Source organism: Providencia alcalifaciens DSM 30120, from assembly GCF_000173415.1.
GTDB classification, from domain to species: domain Bacteria; phylum Pseudomonadota; class Gammaproteobacteria; order Enterobacterales; family Enterobacteriaceae; genus Providencia; species Providencia alcalifaciens.
This window is the reverse complement of sequence record NZ_ABXW01000004.1, coordinates 220,286-239,196: the sequence shown is the minus strand read 5'-3', so window position 1 is coordinate 239,196 and position 18,911 is coordinate 220,286. Positions and strand designations below refer to the sequence as shown.

At 39.0% G+C, this 18,911-nt stretch carries 21 protein-coding genes; 18 read left to right on the top strand and 3 right to left on the bottom strand.

Going from position 1 to position 18,911, the window contains the following annotated elements:
- The first annotated feature begins 2 nt into the window (after positions 1-2).
- The 7 genes from PROVALCAL_RS01500 (at position 3) to PROVALCAL_RS01475 (ending at position 8,605) form a co-directional block, all read left to right on the top strand.
- A complete protein-coding gene (locus PROVALCAL_RS01500) occupies positions 3-2,795 on the top strand; it encodes a replication endonuclease (protein ID WP_006657299.1) in 2,793 nt (930 codons plus the stop codon).
- 201 nt (positions 2,796-2,996) lie between these two features.
- Positions 2,997-3,215: a hypothetical protein gene (locus PROVALCAL_RS19915; protein ID WP_006657298.1), complete on the top strand. Its 219-nt coding sequence runs from the start codon at positions 2,997-2,999 to the stop codon at positions 3,213-3,215.
- On the top strand, positions 3,203-3,589 hold the full coding sequence (locus PROVALCAL_RS01495; RefSeq protein WP_226890328.1) for a hypothetical protein: 387 nt from the start codon (positions 3,203-3,205) through the stop codon (positions 3,587-3,589). Before PROVALCAL_RS19915 ends, PROVALCAL_RS01495 begins: the two co-directional genes overlap by 13 nt.
- 10 nt (positions 3,590-3,599) lie before the next feature.
- Positions 3,600-4,733 (top strand): helix-turn-helix domain-containing protein, encoded by a 1,134-nt coding sequence (locus tag PROVALCAL_RS01490; RefSeq protein WP_006657296.1) that lies wholly within the window; start codon positions 3,600-3,602, stop codon positions 4,731-4,733.
- Positions 4,734-5,357: 624 nt separating this feature from the next.
- On the top strand, positions 5,358-6,731 hold the full coding sequence (locus tag PROVALCAL_RS01485; protein WP_006657295.1) for an endonuclease/exonuclease/phosphatase family protein: 1,374 nt from the start codon (positions 5,358-5,360) through the stop codon (positions 6,729-6,731).
- A 210-nt stretch (positions 6,732-6,941) separates the two neighbouring features.
- Positions 6,942-7,526: a 2OG-Fe(II) oxygenase gene (locus tag PROVALCAL_RS01480; RefSeq protein WP_006657294.1), complete on the top strand. Its 585-nt coding sequence runs from the start codon at positions 6,942-6,944 to the stop codon at positions 7,524-7,526.
- A gap of 179 nt (positions 7,527-7,705) precedes the next feature.
- Positions 7,706-8,605 (top strand): OspG family effector kinase, encoded by a 900-nt coding sequence (locus tag PROVALCAL_RS01475; protein WP_006657293.1) that lies wholly within the window; start codon positions 7,706-7,708, stop codon positions 8,603-8,605.
- Positions 8,606-8,760: 155 nt separating this feature from the next.
- Here the strand turns inward: PROVALCAL_RS01475 and PROVALCAL_RS01470 are convergent, their stop codons facing one another.
- From PROVALCAL_RS01470 to PROVALCAL_RS01460, 3 genes are all read right to left on the bottom strand, one after another.
- The gene (locus tag PROVALCAL_RS01470) at positions 8,761-9,138 is read right to left on the bottom strand and encodes a hypothetical protein (RefSeq protein WP_006657292.1); all 378 of its coding nucleotides are present in this window, start codon (positions 9,136-9,138) and stop codon (positions 8,761-8,763) included.
- Positions 9,139-9,899: 761 nt separating this feature from the next.
- Positions 9,900-10,937, bottom strand: a complete 1,038-nt coding sequence (locus PROVALCAL_RS01465; protein ID WP_006657290.1) for a phage portal protein — start codon at positions 10,935-10,937, stop codon at positions 9,900-9,902.
- Positions 10,937-12,694: a terminase ATPase subunit family protein gene (locus PROVALCAL_RS01460; protein ID WP_006657289.1), complete on the bottom strand. Its 1,758-nt coding sequence runs from the start codon at positions 12,692-12,694 to the stop codon at positions 10,937-10,939. Before PROVALCAL_RS01460 ends, PROVALCAL_RS01465 begins: the two co-directional genes overlap by 1 nt.
- Positions 12,695-12,850: 156 nt before the next feature.
- On the opposite strand from PROVALCAL_RS01460, the gene PROVALCAL_RS01455 reads away from it, so the two are divergent.
- From PROVALCAL_RS01455 to PROVALCAL_RS01405, 11 genes are all read left to right on the top strand, one after another.
- Positions 12,851-13,678: a GPO family capsid scaffolding protein gene (locus PROVALCAL_RS01455; protein WP_006657287.1), complete on the top strand. Its 828-nt coding sequence runs from the start codon at positions 12,851-12,853 to the stop codon at positions 13,676-13,678.
- Between the two features lie 12 nt (positions 13,679-13,690).
- Positions 13,691-14,773, top strand: a complete 1,083-nt coding sequence (locus PROVALCAL_RS01450; RefSeq protein ID WP_006657286.1) for a phage major capsid protein, P2 family — start codon at positions 13,691-13,693, stop codon at positions 14,771-14,773.
- Between the two features lie 2 nt (positions 14,774-14,775).
- Positions 14,776-15,435, top strand: coding sequence for a phage terminase small subunit (gene gpM / locus PROVALCAL_RS01445; protein ID WP_226890329.1), 660 nt, complete (start codon positions 14,776-14,778; stop codon positions 15,433-15,435).
- A gap of 85 nt (positions 15,436-15,520) precedes the next feature.
- Positions 15,521-15,997 (top strand): head completion/stabilization protein, encoded by a 477-nt coding sequence (locus PROVALCAL_RS01440; protein ID WP_006657284.1) that lies wholly within the window; start codon positions 15,521-15,523, stop codon positions 15,995-15,997.
- Positions 15,994-16,197 carry a tail protein X gene (locus tag PROVALCAL_RS01435; protein WP_006657283.1) on the top strand — a complete coding sequence of 68 codons (204 nt, stop codon included), beginning with the start codon at positions 15,994-15,996 and terminating at the stop codon, positions 16,195-16,197. Before PROVALCAL_RS01440 ends, PROVALCAL_RS01435 begins: the two co-directional genes overlap by 4 nt.
- A 6-nt stretch (positions 16,198-16,203) precedes the next feature.
- Positions 16,204-16,506, top strand: coding sequence for a phage holin family protein (locus tag PROVALCAL_RS01430; RefSeq protein ID WP_006657282.1), 303 nt, complete (start codon positions 16,204-16,206; stop codon positions 16,504-16,506).
- The gene (locus tag PROVALCAL_RS01425) at positions 16,503-16,865 is read left to right on the top strand and encodes a D-Ala-D-Ala carboxypeptidase family metallohydrolase (protein WP_006657281.1); all 363 of its coding nucleotides are present in this window, start codon (positions 16,503-16,505) and stop codon (positions 16,863-16,865) included. Before PROVALCAL_RS01430 ends, PROVALCAL_RS01425 begins: the two co-directional genes overlap by 4 nt.
- Before the next feature lies 1 nt (position 16,866).
- Positions 16,867-17,415 (top strand): DUF2570 domain-containing protein, encoded by a 549-nt coding sequence (locus PROVALCAL_RS01420; RefSeq protein WP_006657280.1) that lies wholly within the window; start codon positions 16,867-16,869, stop codon positions 17,413-17,415.
- Positions 17,399-17,827, top strand: coding sequence for a phage tail protein (locus tag PROVALCAL_RS01415; protein WP_006657279.1), 429 nt, complete (start codon positions 17,399-17,401; stop codon positions 17,825-17,827). Before PROVALCAL_RS01420 ends, PROVALCAL_RS01415 begins: the two co-directional genes overlap by 17 nt.
- Entirely contained in the window at positions 17,824-18,441 is a 618-nt protein-coding gene (locus PROVALCAL_RS01410; protein WP_006657278.1) for a phage virion morphogenesis protein, read from the top strand. Before PROVALCAL_RS01415 ends, PROVALCAL_RS01410 begins: the two co-directional genes overlap by 4 nt.
- Before the next feature lie 88 nt (positions 18,442-18,529).
- Positions 18,530-18,910 (top strand): hypothetical protein, encoded by a 381-nt coding sequence (locus PROVALCAL_RS01405; protein WP_006657277.1) that lies wholly within the window; start codon positions 18,530-18,532, stop codon positions 18,908-18,910.
- Position 18,911: the final 1 nt, after the last annotated feature.

The following is an 18,911-nucleotide window of genomic DNA, read 5'->3' as shown; positions in this document are numbered from 1 at the left end:
TAATGAGTCAGTTAGCAGTGCAAACACGTCATCAAAATTACAGCGACTCCTTTGTTGATAGGGAGTTTGCTATTGATTACGCCTATAAAGTCGGTGACTGGAAGAAACCGTCAAAAGAAAATAACGGTTGGGATATTGCTGGAAATGGTGAGCCTGAACCAGTCTATTCTTATCACAAAGATACCCATGCTTATATTTCAAGGTTAATTAAGCATGACGCTATTGATAATCAACTCCGTAGCCCTTCGTTAACCGCCTATATTGAAAGAGCAATTGCGGAAGCAAAAAAAGAGCAAGAAAGACTAGATGAGAGCTGGACAAAAACACCACAGGGTATCGAGGAGCGGCTAAATAAAGAGCCGCACTTTATCAAAACGTTTTACCAAAAAAAAATAGCATGGTTTAAAAAGAATCGCTCCTCTAAAAAAAGTAATGCTTTCTTAACCGGAACAGTTAAGAAAGCATTACTACGCCTGAATATCGTCAGAGCGCAACACTCCGTTAGCCCCTATAAATTATTATCGGCTTACTATCGTGGTGTTTGGCCGCATCTATCGGCTATGAGTCGCCCAAGAATCAAATCACTAGCAAATGAAATTGCATCAAGAGTTGAGTTATTGCTTAACAAACAACTAGATGAATATGGCGGAAAGGAAAATATAGATAAGGCGGGCATGATTGCAGTCTATCGTGAGATTGCAACAGAGGTATTCTCATTAAAGGTGTTGCCTCCGGGTTGGAATGTCTTATCTCCAAAACCGGGTAAAACTACAGATGATTATGATCTAACCTCTGCTTTCGCAGCATTAAATCGCGTCATTAATCCTGAGTGGTGGGAGCGCCAGTTATGGCGTATGCGTTCGGATTGGAGAGAAGCCCTACTACGTGCTAGTAATCAAGTTCATAAGAAAGCGCATCCCTATATCAGTGCAGAAGCCTTTCAAGAATGGAAAGAGCAGAAGCGCAAGAATAGTGATTTTTTCAAATCCCATGAATTGATTGATGAAGAGGGTAATACTGCATCACTTGAAGATATGGTGTTGTCTAGCATCAGTAATCCCGCTATTCGGAGACACGAGTTAATGACTCGCATGCAAGGTGTTGAGTATGTTGCCCAGCATAATGGGGATGTTGGTGTTTTTTATACGATCACTTGCCCGTCAAAGTACCATTGCACGACTTATGGTGGTCGGATGAACTATAAATGGAATCACGATACCCCATCAATCGCACAAAAATACTTAACTGGATTATGGGCAAAAATCGGTGCAAAGCTGCATCGTGAAAATTTACGCATTTATGGATTCCGCGTTGCTGAACCGCATCATGACGGTACGCCCCACTGGCATTTATTATTATTTATGCACCCAAGTGATCGCCGTGCTATCACAAAAATTATTCACGCCTATGCAATCAAAGAAGATAGGCATGAACTTTCTAAATTTCATCGTGAGCGTTTCAATTTCAAAAAGATTGATCCCGCTAAAGGTAGTGCCACAGCCTATATAGCGAAATATATTTCTAAAAATATTGACGGATACGCCTTGCGTGATAAAGACGGAAATCCACTGCTAGATGACGAATCCGGCAAACCAATGACCGAAACAGCCAAGTTTGCCACGGCATGGGCGGCTCGTTATCGCATACGCCAATATCAACCTATTGGTCAACCATCAGTGACTGTCTGGCGTGAATTGAGAAAATTAAATAATCAATTGATATCAACACTAACTGAAAATAAACAATATGACCCTACACACCCGACAAAGCTAAAGGCACTCGTATCTGATCCGCAGTTAGATAATATTCTTGCAGCCGCTGATGCTGGTTGTTGGGCAAGTTACACCTTATTTATGGGCGGTGTTCTGACCCCTCGCGGCAACTATGCGGTAAAACTGGCTTATGAAGAAAAAGATGAACCAAATATTTACGGTGAAATTGTCGAGCGTGTCATTGGAATTTTAGTCCCTAAGTTAGGGGTGAATGGTCGTATCTGTACGCGCCATAAAACATGGAAAATTCAAACTAAATCTAACGATAAACCAAAAGAAATCGATACTAGAAAATCAGCGTCTAAAATCACAGATAAGGAGTCTTTGGCTTTTCTCGGCGGCTTTGCCGCCCCTTGGAGTTCTGTCAATAACTCTACGATAGCTGAATTTTTAACCAAAAAGACAGGGGGAATTGACAGAGCTTTAACTCATTCTGTGTTTAATTTCGCCATTGAAAAAGAATGCCTACTTGCTGATAGCAATAACATTGATAGCAGATTGAAAAAAGGCAAGAAAAAACAATCACAGCCAAAAGATTTAGTTAATTTTGTTGTGAGCGAGTTCAATAAAAAAGACCTTATTATTGCTCAATCTGAAGCTGAAGATATGCTATGTGGCAATGATATTTTACTCAATGGCGCAATTTATCGCCTAATGGTTAATGGTCATCGTTTAAATGGAAAAATGACGAGTAAATCATCTAGTAAAGAACGTCGCAAACCTAAGAATTTATACATTAAGCCAAGAAAAGATATGCATGTCCAAATTAATCAGCAACTGAAATCACTAATTGAGTCATTGGGTGTTCATATTCCAGAGGAAAACTTAATTAATTCATTGATATTGAATAATAAAATCATCTTGAGTGATGCTGTAATTTTGTGGGATGGAGAACGATTGTCTTATCGGCAGGCAGTAAACGGTAAAAAAAGTAATAAAGAATTAAAGATTGAGAAATACAAACAACGATGTGCAGATGCACTGGAGCGAATAACAAAATTGAGGGCAAAAAATGTTAACTAAGTATTTTATGTTTGTCGGTCTTTGGTTTGTTTTTGTTTTATGTATAGGGTTATTGTTTTGAAATGTCATGCGTTAAAATACGCAAAATAAGGTGAGGTTAACAAACCGAAATATGTGAGCTTCATTAGGTTGACAAACCATGGGATTTGCACCATCATTCGAGTTGACAAACTTTACTTTTTGCACCATCAAGGGCGTGATATGGCGGAATATAAAGCACCGTGGGAGTTTTATCCTGAATTAACAGAGGAACGTTTAAGTATTATTGCAGAAGAGTTGTTGCGCGTATTGGATCATACGTATGAGCAGTTATCAACACCATTAGATGATAATTATACAAAAGGAACTTGTACTTTTGGTCGCCAAAGACAGCTTTTGATCAAGTTATGTATGAGTGATAAGTATGATTGGCTATCTTAACAAACCCAGGGATGGATGTTACTTTTAATATCGAGAACATACCTGTTCGCTTTTTTTCTGATGACCCTGAGCAACCTAAAAAACAAGGCTACTTTCGTCGAAATCAAGTGGACCAATTGTGGGAACCAGAGCAAAATGTCCCAATAGTACACAGGTTTGTTATTGAGAAACCAGAATTTGAAGGTGAAGGAGCTAGAGTGCATTTTCTTGGTTATAATGCGCTAGAGGAGCAAATATCGAAATGGACTTATGGTGAAGGTCGAATACCAGTATTACATTCTACAGATAATACTCCACCAACTCCTGTGACTATTGAACTTGATCCTATCAGTGTATCCTTGCCTGATGAAACCAAAAAACAGATAAAGAAATAGTAGGTGAAGCGTGTTTAACGGCTCTAATTTGCGATTGGCTCGTCTGTATCACGAGTTATCACTGGAACAAGTTGCTGAACGGGTTGGTAAAACCCGCCAATATATTCAGCGCTTGGAATCAGGTTATGCATTACCAACAAAAGAGCTTACTAATGAATTAGCATGTGTTTTATTTGTATTACCTGATTTTTTTTATAATAACGAGCAGTCTCCTGTCAATGAAGAGATAGTTCATTTTAGAAAAAGAAGTGCAACAAGAGTGGCGACTAAATTAGCCACTTTAGCAAAAGCTGAGTTATACCGACGCTTAATTGATGTGTTTGAGGAAAATCTAAATTTACCGCCAGTCAGATTCCCAGAAATTAAGGTATATACTCAGGAAGATATTGAAAAAGCTGCTGAAAAATGTCGAATTGATTGGGGACTGGGTTTTGGTCCCATTGATAATATGACAAGACTTGCAGAAAAGCTTGGAGCATTTGTAACTTCTTTTGATTCAGTATCTGATGATGTAGATGCCCTATCTGTACCTTTAGAGCGCCCCTTTATTGTAAGGAATACAGCTAAAAAATCACCGTGCAGACAACGGTTTGATATTGCTCATGAAGTTGGACATTTGATTTTTCATGGTGGTATATCAACAGGGGACAGGATAACGGAATCGCAAGCTAATAGGTTTGCTTCAGCTCTTTTATTACCTAGATCAGCAATGGCAAAATATTTTCCTAAACCAATTGGTGGAAGAATCGATTGGAAAGGGCTAAGTCAATTTAAATTAACGTGGAAAGTTAGCAAAGCAGCGATAATTTATCGTGCTCATCAATTGTCATTATTGACTGATGCTCAATATAAAACAGCATTCTTTGGGCTCAAGCGTAAAGGAGAAGCTATTGATGAAAAAGAAGATTGTCTAATTTCACATGAAAAACCAGAGCTTTTTTATAACGCAATGGATGTTTTATTGAATAATGTATATTCAGATATAGAGTCTTTATCTAAGCGTCTCAACATTTTACCAGAGATGTTAAGAGAGCTTATCAATGAAAAGTATTCAGAAAAAATTTTATTCAAGTCACAATCAAAATCAAATCTTAATCATGATAATGTTATTTCTTTGTCTTCATATCGGTTAGCTTGTAGTTAAATTGGATTCTATTTTTAAGCCGTCACTTCAAAATCTGACGGCTTTTTCTTTACTAAAATAAGTTCATAATTTCGTATCAAATTGCACAAAAAACTTTTTGTATACGAGCAAAGAGTTGTAAATCGACTGTATCATATTTAAATTATAAACAGCATTCTTAGAGTCCTGTCAATAACTTTAGATCGCGGATCACTTCCAATCTATCAGATGTGCAATTTTACGAGCTTGAACTTGGCTCAGGTGAAGTATGCAACATTAAGGAATACGATTTTGCATTTATAGAAATGGAAGCAAAAGATACCTGTTAGAAAAAAACAGCAAAGAAAACAAAATAATTAGTCAATAAAATCAATACAATAATAATATAGTGAGCAAGTTTATGTTAATGTTGTTAATTGACTGATTTGATAGACCTATCGGAATGATTGATGATATCTATATTTATAATATATATAATTTTGCTCAAGAATTCTGAATATTAAGCACTCATTTGGCTACTATTAAAATAAAACCATTAACAAAAACAATTTACATAACATGACAAAAAACCTTCAACTTGCATTTAAAAAATCATATCAGAAATAAATATTTAATATTTCCATATAATATACCCAGGAGACGTTAATGCCTATTTCATCAATATCTAGCACAAGTCAAAATTTATATTCACAAAATGAAAATAGTATTAAAAATCAAAAGGATTTATTTACTGGTAAGAAAAATGAACATTCAATATTTCTTGAACATTTGATGGCAGTAGCAGGTCCTTCTAGATTCGGAGCAAATGCGCTCACTTTCGCTCAATTAGATCGAAGTATGGATATAATAAAACCACAGGTTATCTCAGATCATATGCCTATATTTTATTCATTTCCATCAGAAAAAAATAACACAAAAATATTTAGCTGGAATCTTTTAGCAGATACACATAAAAACAACAACTATCAGAATATTGAAATACCTGAGTCTATTTATACAATACCAAAAAATGAACTTGAATATTTTTATACAAAAAATAAAATTAGTGCGACATGGTTATATTATGATTTATCTACGGAAATTTATTTATCAAAAAACTTTTCAAAAAAAACCATAATAAATGAAATTCTGCTAGGTTCAAATAAAGGAGTAGAATATTTATTATCATTCCTAAATAAAGAATATAAACAATCAAGACTTGCTGATTTAAAAAAAGGGAATCAAGATATAGAGCAATCTCTACGAAATAGAGAAATAGCCAGAAATTCACTCATAAAACATATAAACTCATTACCACATAATGAACTTTGTAATAGTGATATATATTCTTCAATCGTAAAATCACTAAAAATAAATCACACTATAAATAATGGGAGCTTAAGTATAGCTAATAGGGAAAGAACACTAATAAATAATGATAAGTTACTAAGAAAAATATCTGAAAATGATTTTCTTATATTGCAGGAGTGTTTCAACCCCAAATTAATAAATGAAAAAATCAACACCCAAACAACAAATAATAAAAAATTCAATTACATAGAACATAAATATAATAACAGTGATGACTACTGCTCAATTATGTATGACTCTAGCAAATATACAGCTAAATATGTTGAAAAATTCCACCTAGGCAGAAACAAACCATGTATTATGGGATTATTTACTAATAATACTAATAATCACTCTTTAATTATGTGCTCTATTCATTATCCTGGAGAGGAAAAAAACACAGAGAACTTAAGTCAAATAATATCATTAATAGATAGAGTAAACATAGATAATACAGAGGATATTTATATTGGGGGTGATTTTAATCAAATAAAATCAGAACTTGAAGCAAAATATAATTTACTGCCATCTATCACCAGTAAAGCATTAGGACTAAAAATTATTTCAGCTCAAGGAGCCAGCATGTCTGGACCAGATTGGAACGGAGCATATCAAGGAAAAACTATTGACCATATGTTAACTAACCAACAAGGAAAAGCGAAAGCACTAGATATTAAATATTTAAAGTAACTTAACTAAAGTTATATGTTTCGTTGGCAGCTATAGTATCCCCCATTATATAGGGGGAAATAAGGAACTCTGAGCACTATAACAATTAAAGCTATATTTTTAGTGATTGGTACTAATAATTTTTTATCATCACGATTAAAGTTTTTAATTTTATTATTTTATCCTCTTGACGTATAAGGAGTTATCCTAATAACTTTCCTAATATTCATCATGTTAACTAATAAACTTATTGATTCACTTTCATCACAAGGTTGGTATGTGTGGGACGGTTTTCTGGCTTTGTCAGATATTCAAATGATTAAACAATGCTTACCAAAAACATTGCAAGATGCAAGAATTGGGTACAGAGGCTCACTCCAAGAAAATAAAACTATTCGCGGTGACCAAACAGTTTGGCTAGAGCCAGAAATGGGAGAGCCGGTAATTCATTATCTGGATAAAATGGAGCAAATCAGGCAAGCACTTAATTGTCAACTTTATCTTGGTCTACGTGATTTTGAAACGCATTTTTGCCGTTATCCAAAAGGAGGATTCTATAAGAAACATTTTGATAATCCAAAAGGAGTCAGCCGCCGAAAAATTACGACTGTTTTATATATGAATGAATTATGGAAACCTACTGATGGTGGTGAATTGATTGTCTATGACCACGAAGATAATCATTTGTTTAGATTAGAGCCTGTTGCTGGTCGCATGATTTTTTTTATGTCCGAAGAGTTTCCTCATGAAGTATTACCTACTGAAACAAATCGTGAAAGTATTACTGGTTGGTTTTTAACTGAAAAAAAACTCTAATACGAGCCATATATTCAATTCGGTGAACAACCTGTAAAATAAGTTAATTTATGAAAAAAATCGATAAAGAAATTATTATAGATACTATATCTATTAGATAGATAAGCAGCTTGATTAATATTTGAAAGTAAACCTTATCCAAATGTTATATAAACAAAAACTCAGTTAAAGGAGTTTATATGTTAGGTATATTCAATAGAATAAATGTAAATACAGCGACGGTTTTTTCTGCGCTAATGCAAAAGGCGAATAATGAAGCTTTATCACAAAAGACATTAAATAAACTAGTTAGGGTTGCTAATTCTGATGTTGGGATAAGCATCAGAGATGCTCAACGTCTTTTTAAAGAAAATAAACCAATAGAAACCAGTATACACAGCCAAAGACTAGTACTTCAACTAAGAAGAGTCGCTGGTGAGATCAATAACCCAAACCTTTCTGCAAAGGTTGAAAATTGGATTCAAAATTGTAATAGGACAACAATACATAACCATTCAACGCTTCTCCCTAACAGACAGGTAGACGTTCCTCGAAGCACTATTAACCAGCAGATACAAACACCAAATAATTCGCATATAGAACAAAAAAATTCTAATACCGGGCTAACTTTTGAAGAGTTTATTTGCAAAAATTATACTCGCATTGGTTCAGAAATAGGTAAAGGTGGTGAAGCCTTTGTTGTTGAAGATAAAACGAATCCATCTAAAGTATTAAAAATTTTTCTAGATAGTAGTAATCCATCAGAAATAGTTGAACAAGCTATATTATTTAATAAATTTTATGGAGAAAACTCAGCTGTTGTTTTATCAAATAGAGCCATTGAAATGTTGAAGGTTCCGGGAATCCCTATGTCCAAGGTTGAAAGTTTTAATCCCGATGCTAAAAATAAATTTATGACTTTAATTGTAGAAATGATAGCTAAAGGATGCCCTCCTAATGATTTATCAGAAGGTAATTTTTTGTATGACACCAAATCAGGTTTATTTTATCCAGTTGATATAGGGAAAAAAGAATCTAACCATATCGATCAAGGTGGATTACATTATTTATTGGACTTCATTGATTCAAAAACTCAATGAATAGCTAGATAAAATCATAAAACAATAATGACTAATGGTTTTTCAACTCCATTAGTCATTATTTAATTTAAATCTGATATATACTTTAATTAAATGTCTCGGCAAGTACCAGATTCAGTATATTCATCTAATTATTAATTAAATAGAATACTATCTTAATGTAATAAGTTTCTTACCGCAAGAAGAGCTTTTATAGGAGCCCCTAATATAGTATTAACCGAAGAACAAACTTGAGCTGTAAATTTATTTTCTTGAGGATAAAATGTAACCCCATAATTTGCGGTGTTATTCGCTTTAAGGGGATTTATTTTGCCATGGTATCCAATAACAGGAACCCCGGTCTCATTTGCTAGCATTTGAGCATTAGAAAATCGACCACCATTAGCACTATAACAGCAAATAAAGTTTATTTTATCTGTATTTTCAACTTTTGCGATTGATTTTGCAAAATGGGTAGCTCCATTACTACCAGATATAAGCTTTTTTCCATGTTGAATAATGAAAGGTGCTCCATGATTAATTATTTTCATCATAAAAAATCATTCTCCTATATGTTAGACAAGTAAAGTATACAAATTCATCCACTTTTTATACCAAAAATAGTATTTACACATAATATATGTATACTTGTGATAATTTTTTGATGTGGCATCCTCGAAGTTGATACTTGAGCTTTAGTAATCTTTACTCCAAAACATGACGTAATAATATCAAAAAATGCTCATTTTATTAACTATTTCTTTCATCATGAATGTATTTAACAGACCCAAAAGATCATAAAGAGTTGTATACATAAAGGTATTTATTCAAATTGCAGAGTGACCTATGTGATAGAGAATATCTATTACGAGTATTTCGCAATTTACCGCCGCAATTTGCAAGATCAAAAAAGGATCGTTAACCAAGCGAAGCACTACTACTGGCGCGGTTCTGACGATCTCTTGCAGGTGCATGAAAACCGACCTATTTAGTGGGCAGGCGTGGCGGGGTCACGATTGCGCGCTGAGTGTTTCTTGTTAATCATCTTCTCGCAATTCTCCGAGCCAGAACGGCGTTAAATTCAACTTTCCATAACTAGATAGGGATTATTTTAAGTCGTCTCAGAATGGCTTACAGTGCGTTTATTCGTGGATTTGAGAGGGCTAAAATTGAGCGGATTCGCCTTGGTACGGCGGCTTTGATATAATAGCGTGGGGTTATATTATTATTGACCTCTTTAAGATCACCTACCTACGGGTGAAAAAATACCGTCTCAAAGGACGGTACTTTTAAATCTGCCAGTCGATAATCTCAGTTAGTCATCATCCAAATCCAGTGAATATTTTTCAAATTTAACCACCTCGAAACCTAACCAATCATTAAGCTGTTTCATTTTGCTCTGTAGCGGAATAAGTTCATTGCGAACAAACACTTTTGCCGCTTTTTCAACGTCACCAAAGCCCCCTACGTTTTCCGGTATAATCCCCATGATTTGTGGCGGGACTCGATGTGCAGCTAACATGTCATCACGGCTCACATTTTTGATATTGAGAAACTCATCTTTCGCGGCAGCTTCAGAAAGTGGGATAGTTTGAATGCCATCCTTCTTCCCGCCGGGTGCGTACAAAAATAAATTTCTAAAATTTCCTGCGCCTTTACTGCTTTTGAGCGCTTCACGAATTCGATCAATATCATCGGTTTTTTGTGCCGCATCGCTAATGTACAAAATATACCCTGCGTGCGAGCCATTAAGATAATACTTGCGACGAAATAACGTTGAGGCTTCATTCAGTAATACCGATGGGATAGCCGCAAGGTATTCCGGTAAGCCGTACAATTCTTGATTGATGTCAGGTTCAATTAAGTGAAACACTTTTCCCGTTTGAAATGCGTATGGCTGACTATCATAGCCTTGTTGAACAAACCAATAAGTTTCAAGATCCACACCTCGACGTGTAAATTTTGCGGGTGAATGTTTGAGGCTAAGTGGCTGCCCTAAGCGATTATCGCGCAATTCAAGATAACCGTTACCGAACAGTAGAAAGTCTAACGCCAAGCTATCAAAGGTTTGACGACTCAAATATTGATTAGGAATAAATGTGCTGGTTAAGATATTTCGCTTCACATAGACCGCACTACTGTGATGCGGTGCGGCACGAAATGTCCGCGCCAATCCATAGAAACTAATCGGTGGCTCATAGTAATTATCGATTTGGACACATTCCAGATAATCAAATGCTTCACGCTTATCTAATACCGGGATTGGGTCACCAAACGAAAACGCCTCCATTGGGGCGTATTCTGCGGATTTCGCCTTATTTTGAGAACGGTCTTTTTTATTCTTACGACTCATTAAAAAACCTCAACAATATTGTGATGATTGCCATTTTCACCCGTAATGGGTTCATTGTAGAGCGCATGCATCGTTGCCCATGCTAAATCTGCATGGCTAGCCTCTTCACTGCGATCGGCTTCATAAGTTGGTCGATTACCGCTTGCGGTGGTAGCTCGGCGGATTGCCATGAAAGACTGCGTAATATCATTGCAACCTGCGTCATACTCCAATCGGTCATGACTGATAACGTCATACGCTTTCAGGACAAGTGCATTTTTCAATGCGGGGTTATAGACAAACTCTTTTGCCGCGGGGAAAAAATCCCGCACGTTCTGTAGAACGCCGTGACCAATACCAGTCGAATCAATACCGATGTATTGCACGTTATAGCGTTCAGTGAGTTCTTTTATCGCGTTGGCTTGGGCGCGAAAATCCATCCCACGCCATTGGTGATGTTCGAGAATACGAAATTTATCGCCAGCGCGCAGTGGTGGGGCAACCACAACACACCCTGCGCTATCCCCATTTTGAGTCCCTTTCGCTGGGTCATAACCAATCCAAACCGGATGATAGGCATAAGGGCGAACCATTAATGGCTGAACGTCATTCCACACTTCCCAACTGTCCACCATGCATTTTTGCATCAACTGCAAGTTGAAAATGGACGCAATATCATCGACAAACTCACACATCAGTAAGTTTTCAAATTCATCGGGACTGTATTCTAAAGAGAGTTGCTCTATCTCGAAGAGGTCACAACCACCGCGTATCGCATCTTCAACGGTGACAATTTGCCGCCATTGCCCATCAGCGCACACCATGCCATTAACAAGGGCTTGATGACTGACATCCACATCGACATGCTCCGCTTTACGCCGACCTCGATTGAAGAGTTTTCCTGACCAAAACGGGTAAGCGCTGTGGGTGAGTGATGAAGGGGTTGAAAAGTAGGTTTGACGCCATTTTTTGTGCATCGCCATACCGGAGGCGACTTTACGCAACTCTTGGAATTTCGGTATCCAAAAGTACTCATCAAGGTATAAATTACCATGGTAACTTTGTGCAGTGCGGGCGTTAGTGCCGAGAAAATACAAGGTGGCACCATTAGGCAGCACAATGGGATCGCCTTTTAAATCCACATCGACTTCCCGCGCCATATCAATAATGTAACCTTTGAAAACATGCGCTTGGGCTTTACTGGCGGATAAAAAGATTTGGTTACGCCCTGTCGTCAAGGCATCCATAAAGGCTTCGCGGGCAAAAAAATACGTTGCTCCGATTTGTCGTGATTTTAAAATGTTGCGAATACGATGTTTGTGTCCTGCGCTGTACCACACCTTTTGATAACCAAACATGTTTTGGCGAAAGATTTCTTCCAGTGTTTCAATCTGCTCTTCGCTAAAGACATTTTTTTCCGGTGCGCGGCGTTCACCTTTATTCCGATTCGCAAGCTTCGGATTTAAATCGACTTCATTGCCGCCATTTTGGTATTTGTGAATTTTGGCATGGCGTTCAACTTGGCGATAAAGTAAGTCAATTTCTTTAAAGTCTTTTCCCTCTTTATTGTCTTTACTGAGTAACGTACAAAGCCGCATTTCCAGCGTCATCTCGACGCGTTCAATCGGCTTTATGTCATCCCATTTATCGCGTCGTTTCCAACTGTGGATAGTGGCGGCTTTTTCTTGAAGAATTTCGGCAATACGCGCGATCCTGTACCCATTAAAGTACAGGTGCATGGCTCTTTTTCGTGGGTCAAAATCGTGTAATGTATTCATGCCGCCAGATTAATGACTCACACGACATCACGCCTTGCGCAAGCATTGTGCGAGCTACCACACAACGCCAACACATTGTTTCTTATCCCCCAACCCTGAAAACATAGGCTCATCATTTTTACGTTCACATGACATTCAATTGCTGGAGCCTGAGCAATGACAAAAAAATCCAAACCTGTGCGCCTTTGTGTGGAGGGAGCCACAACCGATGGGCGCAAAGTACAGCGCCAATGGCTAATGGATATTGAAAAAAACTATGACCCGAATGTTTATGGCGCTCGAATTAACATGGAGCACATGAATTATTCGTGGATGCCCCGTTTTGGTGATGTGGAGTCGGTGTATACCGAGGAAATCAGTGAAGGTGCATTAGCTGGAAAACTAGCGTTATACGGTGTGTTAAAACCGACACCAGAACTGATTGAAATGAATAAAAAGCGCCAAAAGGTCTACACCTCTGTCGAAATTAATCCCAATTTCTCCGATATGGGCAGTGCGTATTTGGTTGGCTTGGCAGTCACCGATAATCCCGCCAGTCTAGGAACAAGCATGCTGGCATTCAGCACAAATTCAGGACAAAGCGAGCATTTTGCTGACCGCAAACAAGATAAAGATAACGTCTTTACTGCTGCAGAAATGACGGTAATTGAATTCACCGAAGATGACGGTAATCGTGAAAAACCGAAGCTATATCAACGAATCAAAACCATGTTTAGCAAAGAGCACCAACGTCATGATGACCCTTTAGATGATGTTCACCAGTCCATCCAACTCTGTGCAGAAGAGGTCTCGGAATTAGACACTAAATTGACGTCGCTTGAACAAGAAGTCAAAAACCTCTCTGACGTAAAACAAGAAAATGACGCCTTGCGCGCAGAGTTGGAGACGCTGAAGCAAAGCTTAAGCCAGCAAGATAATCAACCTCAACGCCCAACTTCTTTGGGTGGCACTGGGGCAAAAATCGAAACACTGACAGATTGCTAAACGGAAAAGACAATGAGAAAAGAAACACGCATTAAATTTAACGGCTATTTGACCCGTTTAGGTCAGCTTTACGGGGTTGAGCCGATGGACTTTACCACCTCAAAAGTGGAAGTCACTCCCGCAGCGGCGCAAACACTCGAAACTAAAATTCAATTAAGTGCCGAGTTTTTAACTCGCATCAATATGGTGCCGGTTCAAAACCAAATCGGAGAAAAAATTGGTTTAGGTATCGGCTCAACCGTTGCCGGTACAACGGATACCACGAAACAAGACCGCGAACCTGTCGACCCGACAGAACTCTCTGGACAAAAATATCATTGTCAGAAAACAAATTTTGATACCGCTATCCGTTACGAAAAATTGGACATGTGGGCAATGTTTGAGGATTTTCAACGCCGTATCCGCGATGAAATCATTAAGCGTCAAGCCCTTGACCGTATCATGATTGGCTGGAACGGCACGAGCCGAGCCGCAACCTCAGATCGGAAAACAAATCCGCTGCTGCAAGATGTCAATATTGGTTGGCTACATAAAATCCGCCTTGAAGCGCCAGAGCATGTTCTCGGCTCATCAACCGATGAGAAAACCAATGTTATCACCCCTGAGAAAATCAGTGTCGGTAACGGGGCTGATTATGAGAACCTCGATGCATTGGTCATGCAAGCCGTTGATAATGCGATTTCAGAAGTGTATGCCGATGATACTGAGCTTGTGGTGATTTGTGGACGCAAGCTGTTATCCGATAAGTATTTCCCGATTGTAAATCGCGATCAGGCAAATACGGAAGTTCTTGCCGCAGATGTGATTATTAGCCAAAAACGTATTGGGGGATTGCCGGCGGTTCGTGTGCCGTATTTCCCGAAAAATGCCATGCTCATTACCCGTTTGGATAACTTATCCATCTACTGGCAAGTCGACTCTCGCCGTCGTCAAGTCGTGGATAATGCAAAACGAGATCGTATCGAAAACTACGAGTCTGTTAATGAAGATTACATTGTCGAAGATTACGACTGTGTTGCTTTAATTGAAAACATTGAGCTAGTCACAACCTCTACTGAGGCTAGCGGCAAACAAGAAGCGCATGACGGGGAATAACCGTGAACCTGTGGGAAAGAAAACGCATGCAGGTTGAGGCAAGGCACGCTACTGATTATGGTGGCGTGCTTGCCGACCCATCCGGTGTCACTCAAGTCAAATTGATGTTGCGACAGCACATGCGAGACTTAGGGAAAACGCAATCTTTTGAGCGAAAAGCCATGTACAAGCGAAAAGTGCTTCCTCTCTACGAACCGTGGATCACTGAAACATTAAAACGCAATGTGGGCGTACAAGATGACGTCTTGATGTATTTGATGTTGTGGAGTTTTGACGCGGGGATGTATGAACAAGGTCTTGATATTGCGCAATACGCATTGAAACACCAGTTATCGATGCCGTCGGGACAGTCTCGAACCACGGGTTGTGCAATTGCCGAGGAAATGGGGGATCGCGCAAAAGATGCCTACACCGCGAAAAAGCCGCTCCCCTTGGCGATATTGCAGCGAACCATGTCATTGATTGAGCATGAAGATATGCCCGATAAAGTGCGGGGGGAACTGCATAAATGGTTAGGGTACAGCTTGCGTGATAATGATTTTCCACAGCCTGCTCTTTGTGAGCTGATGCGTGCTCTTGAGCTAAATGATCGCTCTGGAGTGAAGCAAGATATTAAGCAACTTGAAAAATTTTTATCTGCGAAACATCACGCAGATGAATAACGAACGTGCCAACACGCAAGGCGGCGCGAGATAAGAAATTTGTTTTCGAAATCTCGCCCACCGCCTACCTATTTTAGGGCTATTTATGGATTTTGTTTCTCCTGAGCAGGGAAATGAAAAAACACTCACACTTACCAGTAGTGATTTTTTCCCTGACATAAAAACATCGGATTTTCGCGAGTCAATGCGCGTCGATAGCACGGTCACCACTTCGCGATTAATCAATGCGCTGAAAAACGCCATCATTGAAACAAATCACGAATTATGGCAATGGCAGCAAAACGAAATCCGCTTAGGTTTTCAAACGCTGGATGCTATTCCGGCTAATCACATTCATGACGGTGAAAAGACTGAGTCCGAACTGGTTTATTTGTATCGTCGTGCGGTGTTTTGCAATGCAAAGGCTAATTTAACCGAGCGTTATCGAGATATTGATACCACCTTAAATGGCAACAAAAAAGCCGACGCACTTGAACCATCGATTGAAGATTTACAGCGTGACGCGGTGTGGGCAATTCAGCGTATTAAAGGCACGACACATAACATTGTTGAGTTGATATGAAAATTAGAACACTTCAAGGCGACACCGTTGATGCCATTTGCTGGCGTTTTTATGGTCGGACAACGGGAATGACCGAAGCCGTATTGTTAGCCAATCCGAATTTGGCAGAGCGTGGCGCAGTGCTTCCCGCGGGGCTATTGATAGAGATGCCCGAAATGCATTCGGAGTCAATACGACCACTTATACAGTTATGGGATTAGTCACGTATGTTTGACAAAGATCCTAATGGTTTCGGTCTGGTTCAATGGTTGATGTTGCTCTTCATTTCCGCATGGGGAGGAGCCGTGAGATATATCATTGATATACGAAAAAATAACATGGCATGGAGCTGGATTAATGCCTTGATGCAAGTTGTTGTATCGGGATTTGCAGGGCTTCTTGGTGGTCTTGGTGCGATAGAATCGGGCGCATCAATGTACATGATCATGATTTCATCAGGTATCTCAGGGGCAATGGGAACCATGGCTTTAGATTTCTTCTGGTTGAAGTATACAGGGGGTAAAAAATGACAAAATTAAGTGAGCATTTCAATAGCACAGAGTTTGCTTGTAAAGATGGGTGTGGTGCATCAGACGTCGATACAGAACTTGTGACTGTGCTTGAAGATGTGAGAGAACATTTTAATCAGCCGGTTTATGTTGTCAGTGGTCGCCGTTGTACAAAGCATAATAACGCTGTGGGTGGCGCTAAGCATTCACAGCATCTTTTGGGGACAGCAGGAGATATCAAAGTAAAAAACGTTGCACCAAAAGGAGTTGCTGATTACTTGGAATCAAAATATCCGAATCAATACGGTATCGGTCGCTACAAAACATTTACTCACATTGATGTTCGTAAAAATAAAGCTCGTTGGGGAAGCAACTCATAGTATGAAGAAACGCGTGATTGGTTTTGTGACCCTATTTGTTATAACGTTCATTATCGCTGTACTGGGTATGAAAAAAATAGAGAAGCTAAATAGTCAACTTGATGAATTACAAGAAAAAAACACTCAGTTAAAGACGGATATAAACAATCAAGCTAAGGTTATTGCAGATCAATCACTTGCCTTTCATCGTGCTAATCAAATCAGTAGCGAAGTCTACCGAAACGGAATTACCCAACGCGCCAGCGCAGAGGAAAGAAAAATTGAATATAAAACTATTCTTAAAAAAGAGCCGACTTGCGATTTTCCTGTGCCTAAATCTATTTCTGACAGGTTGCTCAGTAACACGTACCGTTTACGTGCCATCGCCATGTCCTCCCATTCCGAAAACGCTAACGCAACCCGTACCACCATCACTACCGGACGGATTTTAACGTATTGCGATCTGGCATTGTGGGTTGACCCGCTTCTCACCGATTTGGAGCAAGCGAATGCGCAGCTTATGGCGATTGAAAAATTCGAAAAAGAACGAAATCATGAAAAAACTCACTAAATTACGGGATTACCTGAGTAACAAAATTCCTTTTCTTAAAGAGAATCCAGAAAACCTGTCCCTATTCGTCGAAAATGGGCGAGTGATCACCACACTGGCAAAAACGCCCAGTCTTGAATATGACTACACCGCCAATATCATCATTGAAAGTTATAACAGCAATCAAGACATTTTAATGGCGGTGATTAGTGATTGGTTACGCCAATATCAACCCGATATGCTGGCAAACCCCATCAAGCGGCAGGACGGGTTTTTATTTGATGCAGTCATACTGAGTAATGGCACGGCACACATCAGTATCGATTTAAAACTGACAGAACGGATCCTTGCGACAGATAGTGAAGGAAAATGGGTTGTGGAGTCTATTACTGAGCCGGCTAATCCTTTTGATGAATGGCAGACTGAACGATGAATAACGATACTCTGCGTCAATTTGATAATGAGTTGACGCACTTACTCAGCCACATGTCCACGCAACAGCGACGTCAACTGGCGAAAGAAATTACCCGCGATTTACATCGTTCACAAATCAAACGAATTCAGCAACAAAAGAATCCTAACGGAAGCCCATACACAAAACGAAAAGCCAGTTTTGTCACCGTACAGCGTGAAATTCAATTTATGTGGCGAGGACAAAAACGCACGTTGCGGACATGGCGTAAAAATACAAAAACTATCACGGGTTGGGATGTCGATAAAAAGGCACTGCGCTCTTTTCGTAAATCGGATATTCAACATTACATCAGTCTAAAAAAAGACAAAATCAGAACTGCGCGTAACACAAAGCAAACCAGAATGTTTAAAAAGCTGGCGACGGCGCGTTTTTTGCGGATGTCTCACAGTGATAAAGGAGCAGCTATCTACTTTTTACCCTCAGCGGGCAAGATTGCCGGAGTACATCAATTCGGTCTAACCGAGCAAATCGGACACGCAAAAATCACGTATCCAGCACGTCAGTTGCTTGGATTAACGCCACAAGAAATCCAACACATCGAACACCAACTCATTGAATTTCTCTCGCGATAAATTGTATGGCGCTTCAAACAAAACACGCTAGCTGCAATCTCCCCATCATTAATGGCAGGCTTAAGAAAATGAATTTCTTGAGGTTGCTATGCGTAAATACATTCCCTTTATTCCTGCTTTAGTGGTTATTCTTTACTCGCTGATTGCCTTTTTTGATGACACAGCTGGAAGTTTTATTGCTGTACTCATATTAAATACGGTGATTTCTTTTTACGCCTTCTGGTTATTGATGAACTATCTGCCATTTTTAGGGAAACAAACGAAGTCCTATCAATTAGAAGGTTTTCCACTGGGTCTTGTCCCGATGGATAACGCCGTTTATCGCTATGTCAATGCGTTAAATTTACTAGCTTTGCTTGCTTTAACGCTTATTGGTCAATGGTTTTTAGCCCCGTTATTTACCTGTTTAGGCTGCTGGCAATACTTAGTTCGCCAATTGCTTTTAAATGCCATTTCGCAAGAGAAATAAC

What these genes read in the sequence shown, in the direction of transcription:
- PROVALCAL_RS01500 (WP_006657299.1), top strand. Translation starts at nt 3, where the DNA reads ATGAGTCAGTTAGCAGTGCAAACACGTCATCAAAATTACAGCGACTCC.
- PROVALCAL_RS19915 (WP_006657298.1), top strand. Translation starts at nt 2,997, where the DNA reads ATGGCGGAATATAAAGCACCGTGGGAGTTTTATCCTGAATTAACAGAG.
- PROVALCAL_RS01485 (WP_006657295.1), top strand. Translation starts at nt 5,358, where the DNA reads ATGCCTATTTCATCAATATCTAGCACAAGTCAAAATTTATATTCACAA.
- PROVALCAL_RS01480 (WP_006657294.1), top strand. Translation starts at nt 6,942, where the DNA reads ATGTTAACTAATAAACTTATTGATTCACTTTCATCACAAGGTTGGTAT.
- PROVALCAL_RS01475 (WP_006657293.1), top strand. Translation starts at nt 7,706, where the DNA reads ATGTTAGGTATATTCAATAGAATAAATGTAAATACAGCGACGGTTTTT.
- PROVALCAL_RS01470 (WP_006657292.1), bottom strand. Translation starts at nt 9,138, where the DNA reads ATGATGAAAATAATTAATCATGGAGCACCTTTCATTATTCAACATGGA.
- PROVALCAL_RS01465 (WP_006657290.1), bottom strand. Translation starts at nt 10,937, where the DNA reads ATGAGTCGTAAGAATAAAAAAGACCGTTCTCAAAATAAGGCGAAATCC.
- PROVALCAL_RS01460 (WP_006657289.1), bottom strand. Translation starts at nt 12,694, where the DNA reads ATGAATACATTACACGATTTTGACCCACGAAAAAGAGCCATGCACCTG.
- PROVALCAL_RS01455 (WP_006657287.1), top strand. Translation starts at nt 12,851, where the DNA reads ATGACAAAAAAATCCAAACCTGTGCGCCTTTGTGTGGAGGGAGCCACA.
- PROVALCAL_RS01450 (WP_006657286.1), top strand. Translation starts at nt 13,691, where the DNA reads ATGAGAAAAGAAACACGCATTAAATTTAACGGCTATTTGACCCGTTTA.
- PROVALCAL_RS01440 (WP_006657284.1), top strand. Translation starts at nt 15,521, where the DNA reads ATGGATTTTGTTTCTCCTGAGCAGGGAAATGAAAAAACACTCACACTT.
- PROVALCAL_RS01435 (WP_006657283.1), top strand. Translation starts at nt 15,994, where the DNA reads ATGAAAATTAGAACACTTCAAGGCGACACCGTTGATGCCATTTGCTGG.
- PROVALCAL_RS01430 (WP_006657282.1), top strand. Translation starts at nt 16,204, where the DNA reads ATGTTTGACAAAGATCCTAATGGTTTCGGTCTGGTTCAATGGTTGATG.
- PROVALCAL_RS01425 (WP_006657281.1), top strand. Translation starts at nt 16,503, where the DNA reads ATGACAAAATTAAGTGAGCATTTCAATAGCACAGAGTTTGCTTGTAAA.
- PROVALCAL_RS01420 (WP_006657280.1), top strand. Translation starts at nt 16,867, where the DNA reads ATGAAGAAACGCGTGATTGGTTTTGTGACCCTATTTGTTATAACGTTC.
- PROVALCAL_RS01415 (WP_006657279.1), top strand. Translation starts at nt 17,399, where the DNA reads ATGAAAAAACTCACTAAATTACGGGATTACCTGAGTAACAAAATTCCT.
- PROVALCAL_RS01410 (WP_006657278.1), top strand. Translation starts at nt 17,824, where the DNA reads ATGAATAACGATACTCTGCGTCAATTTGATAATGAGTTGACGCACTTA.
- PROVALCAL_RS01405 (WP_006657277.1), top strand. Translation starts at nt 18,530, where the DNA reads ATGCGTAAATACATTCCCTTTATTCCTGCTTTAGTGGTTATTCTTTAC.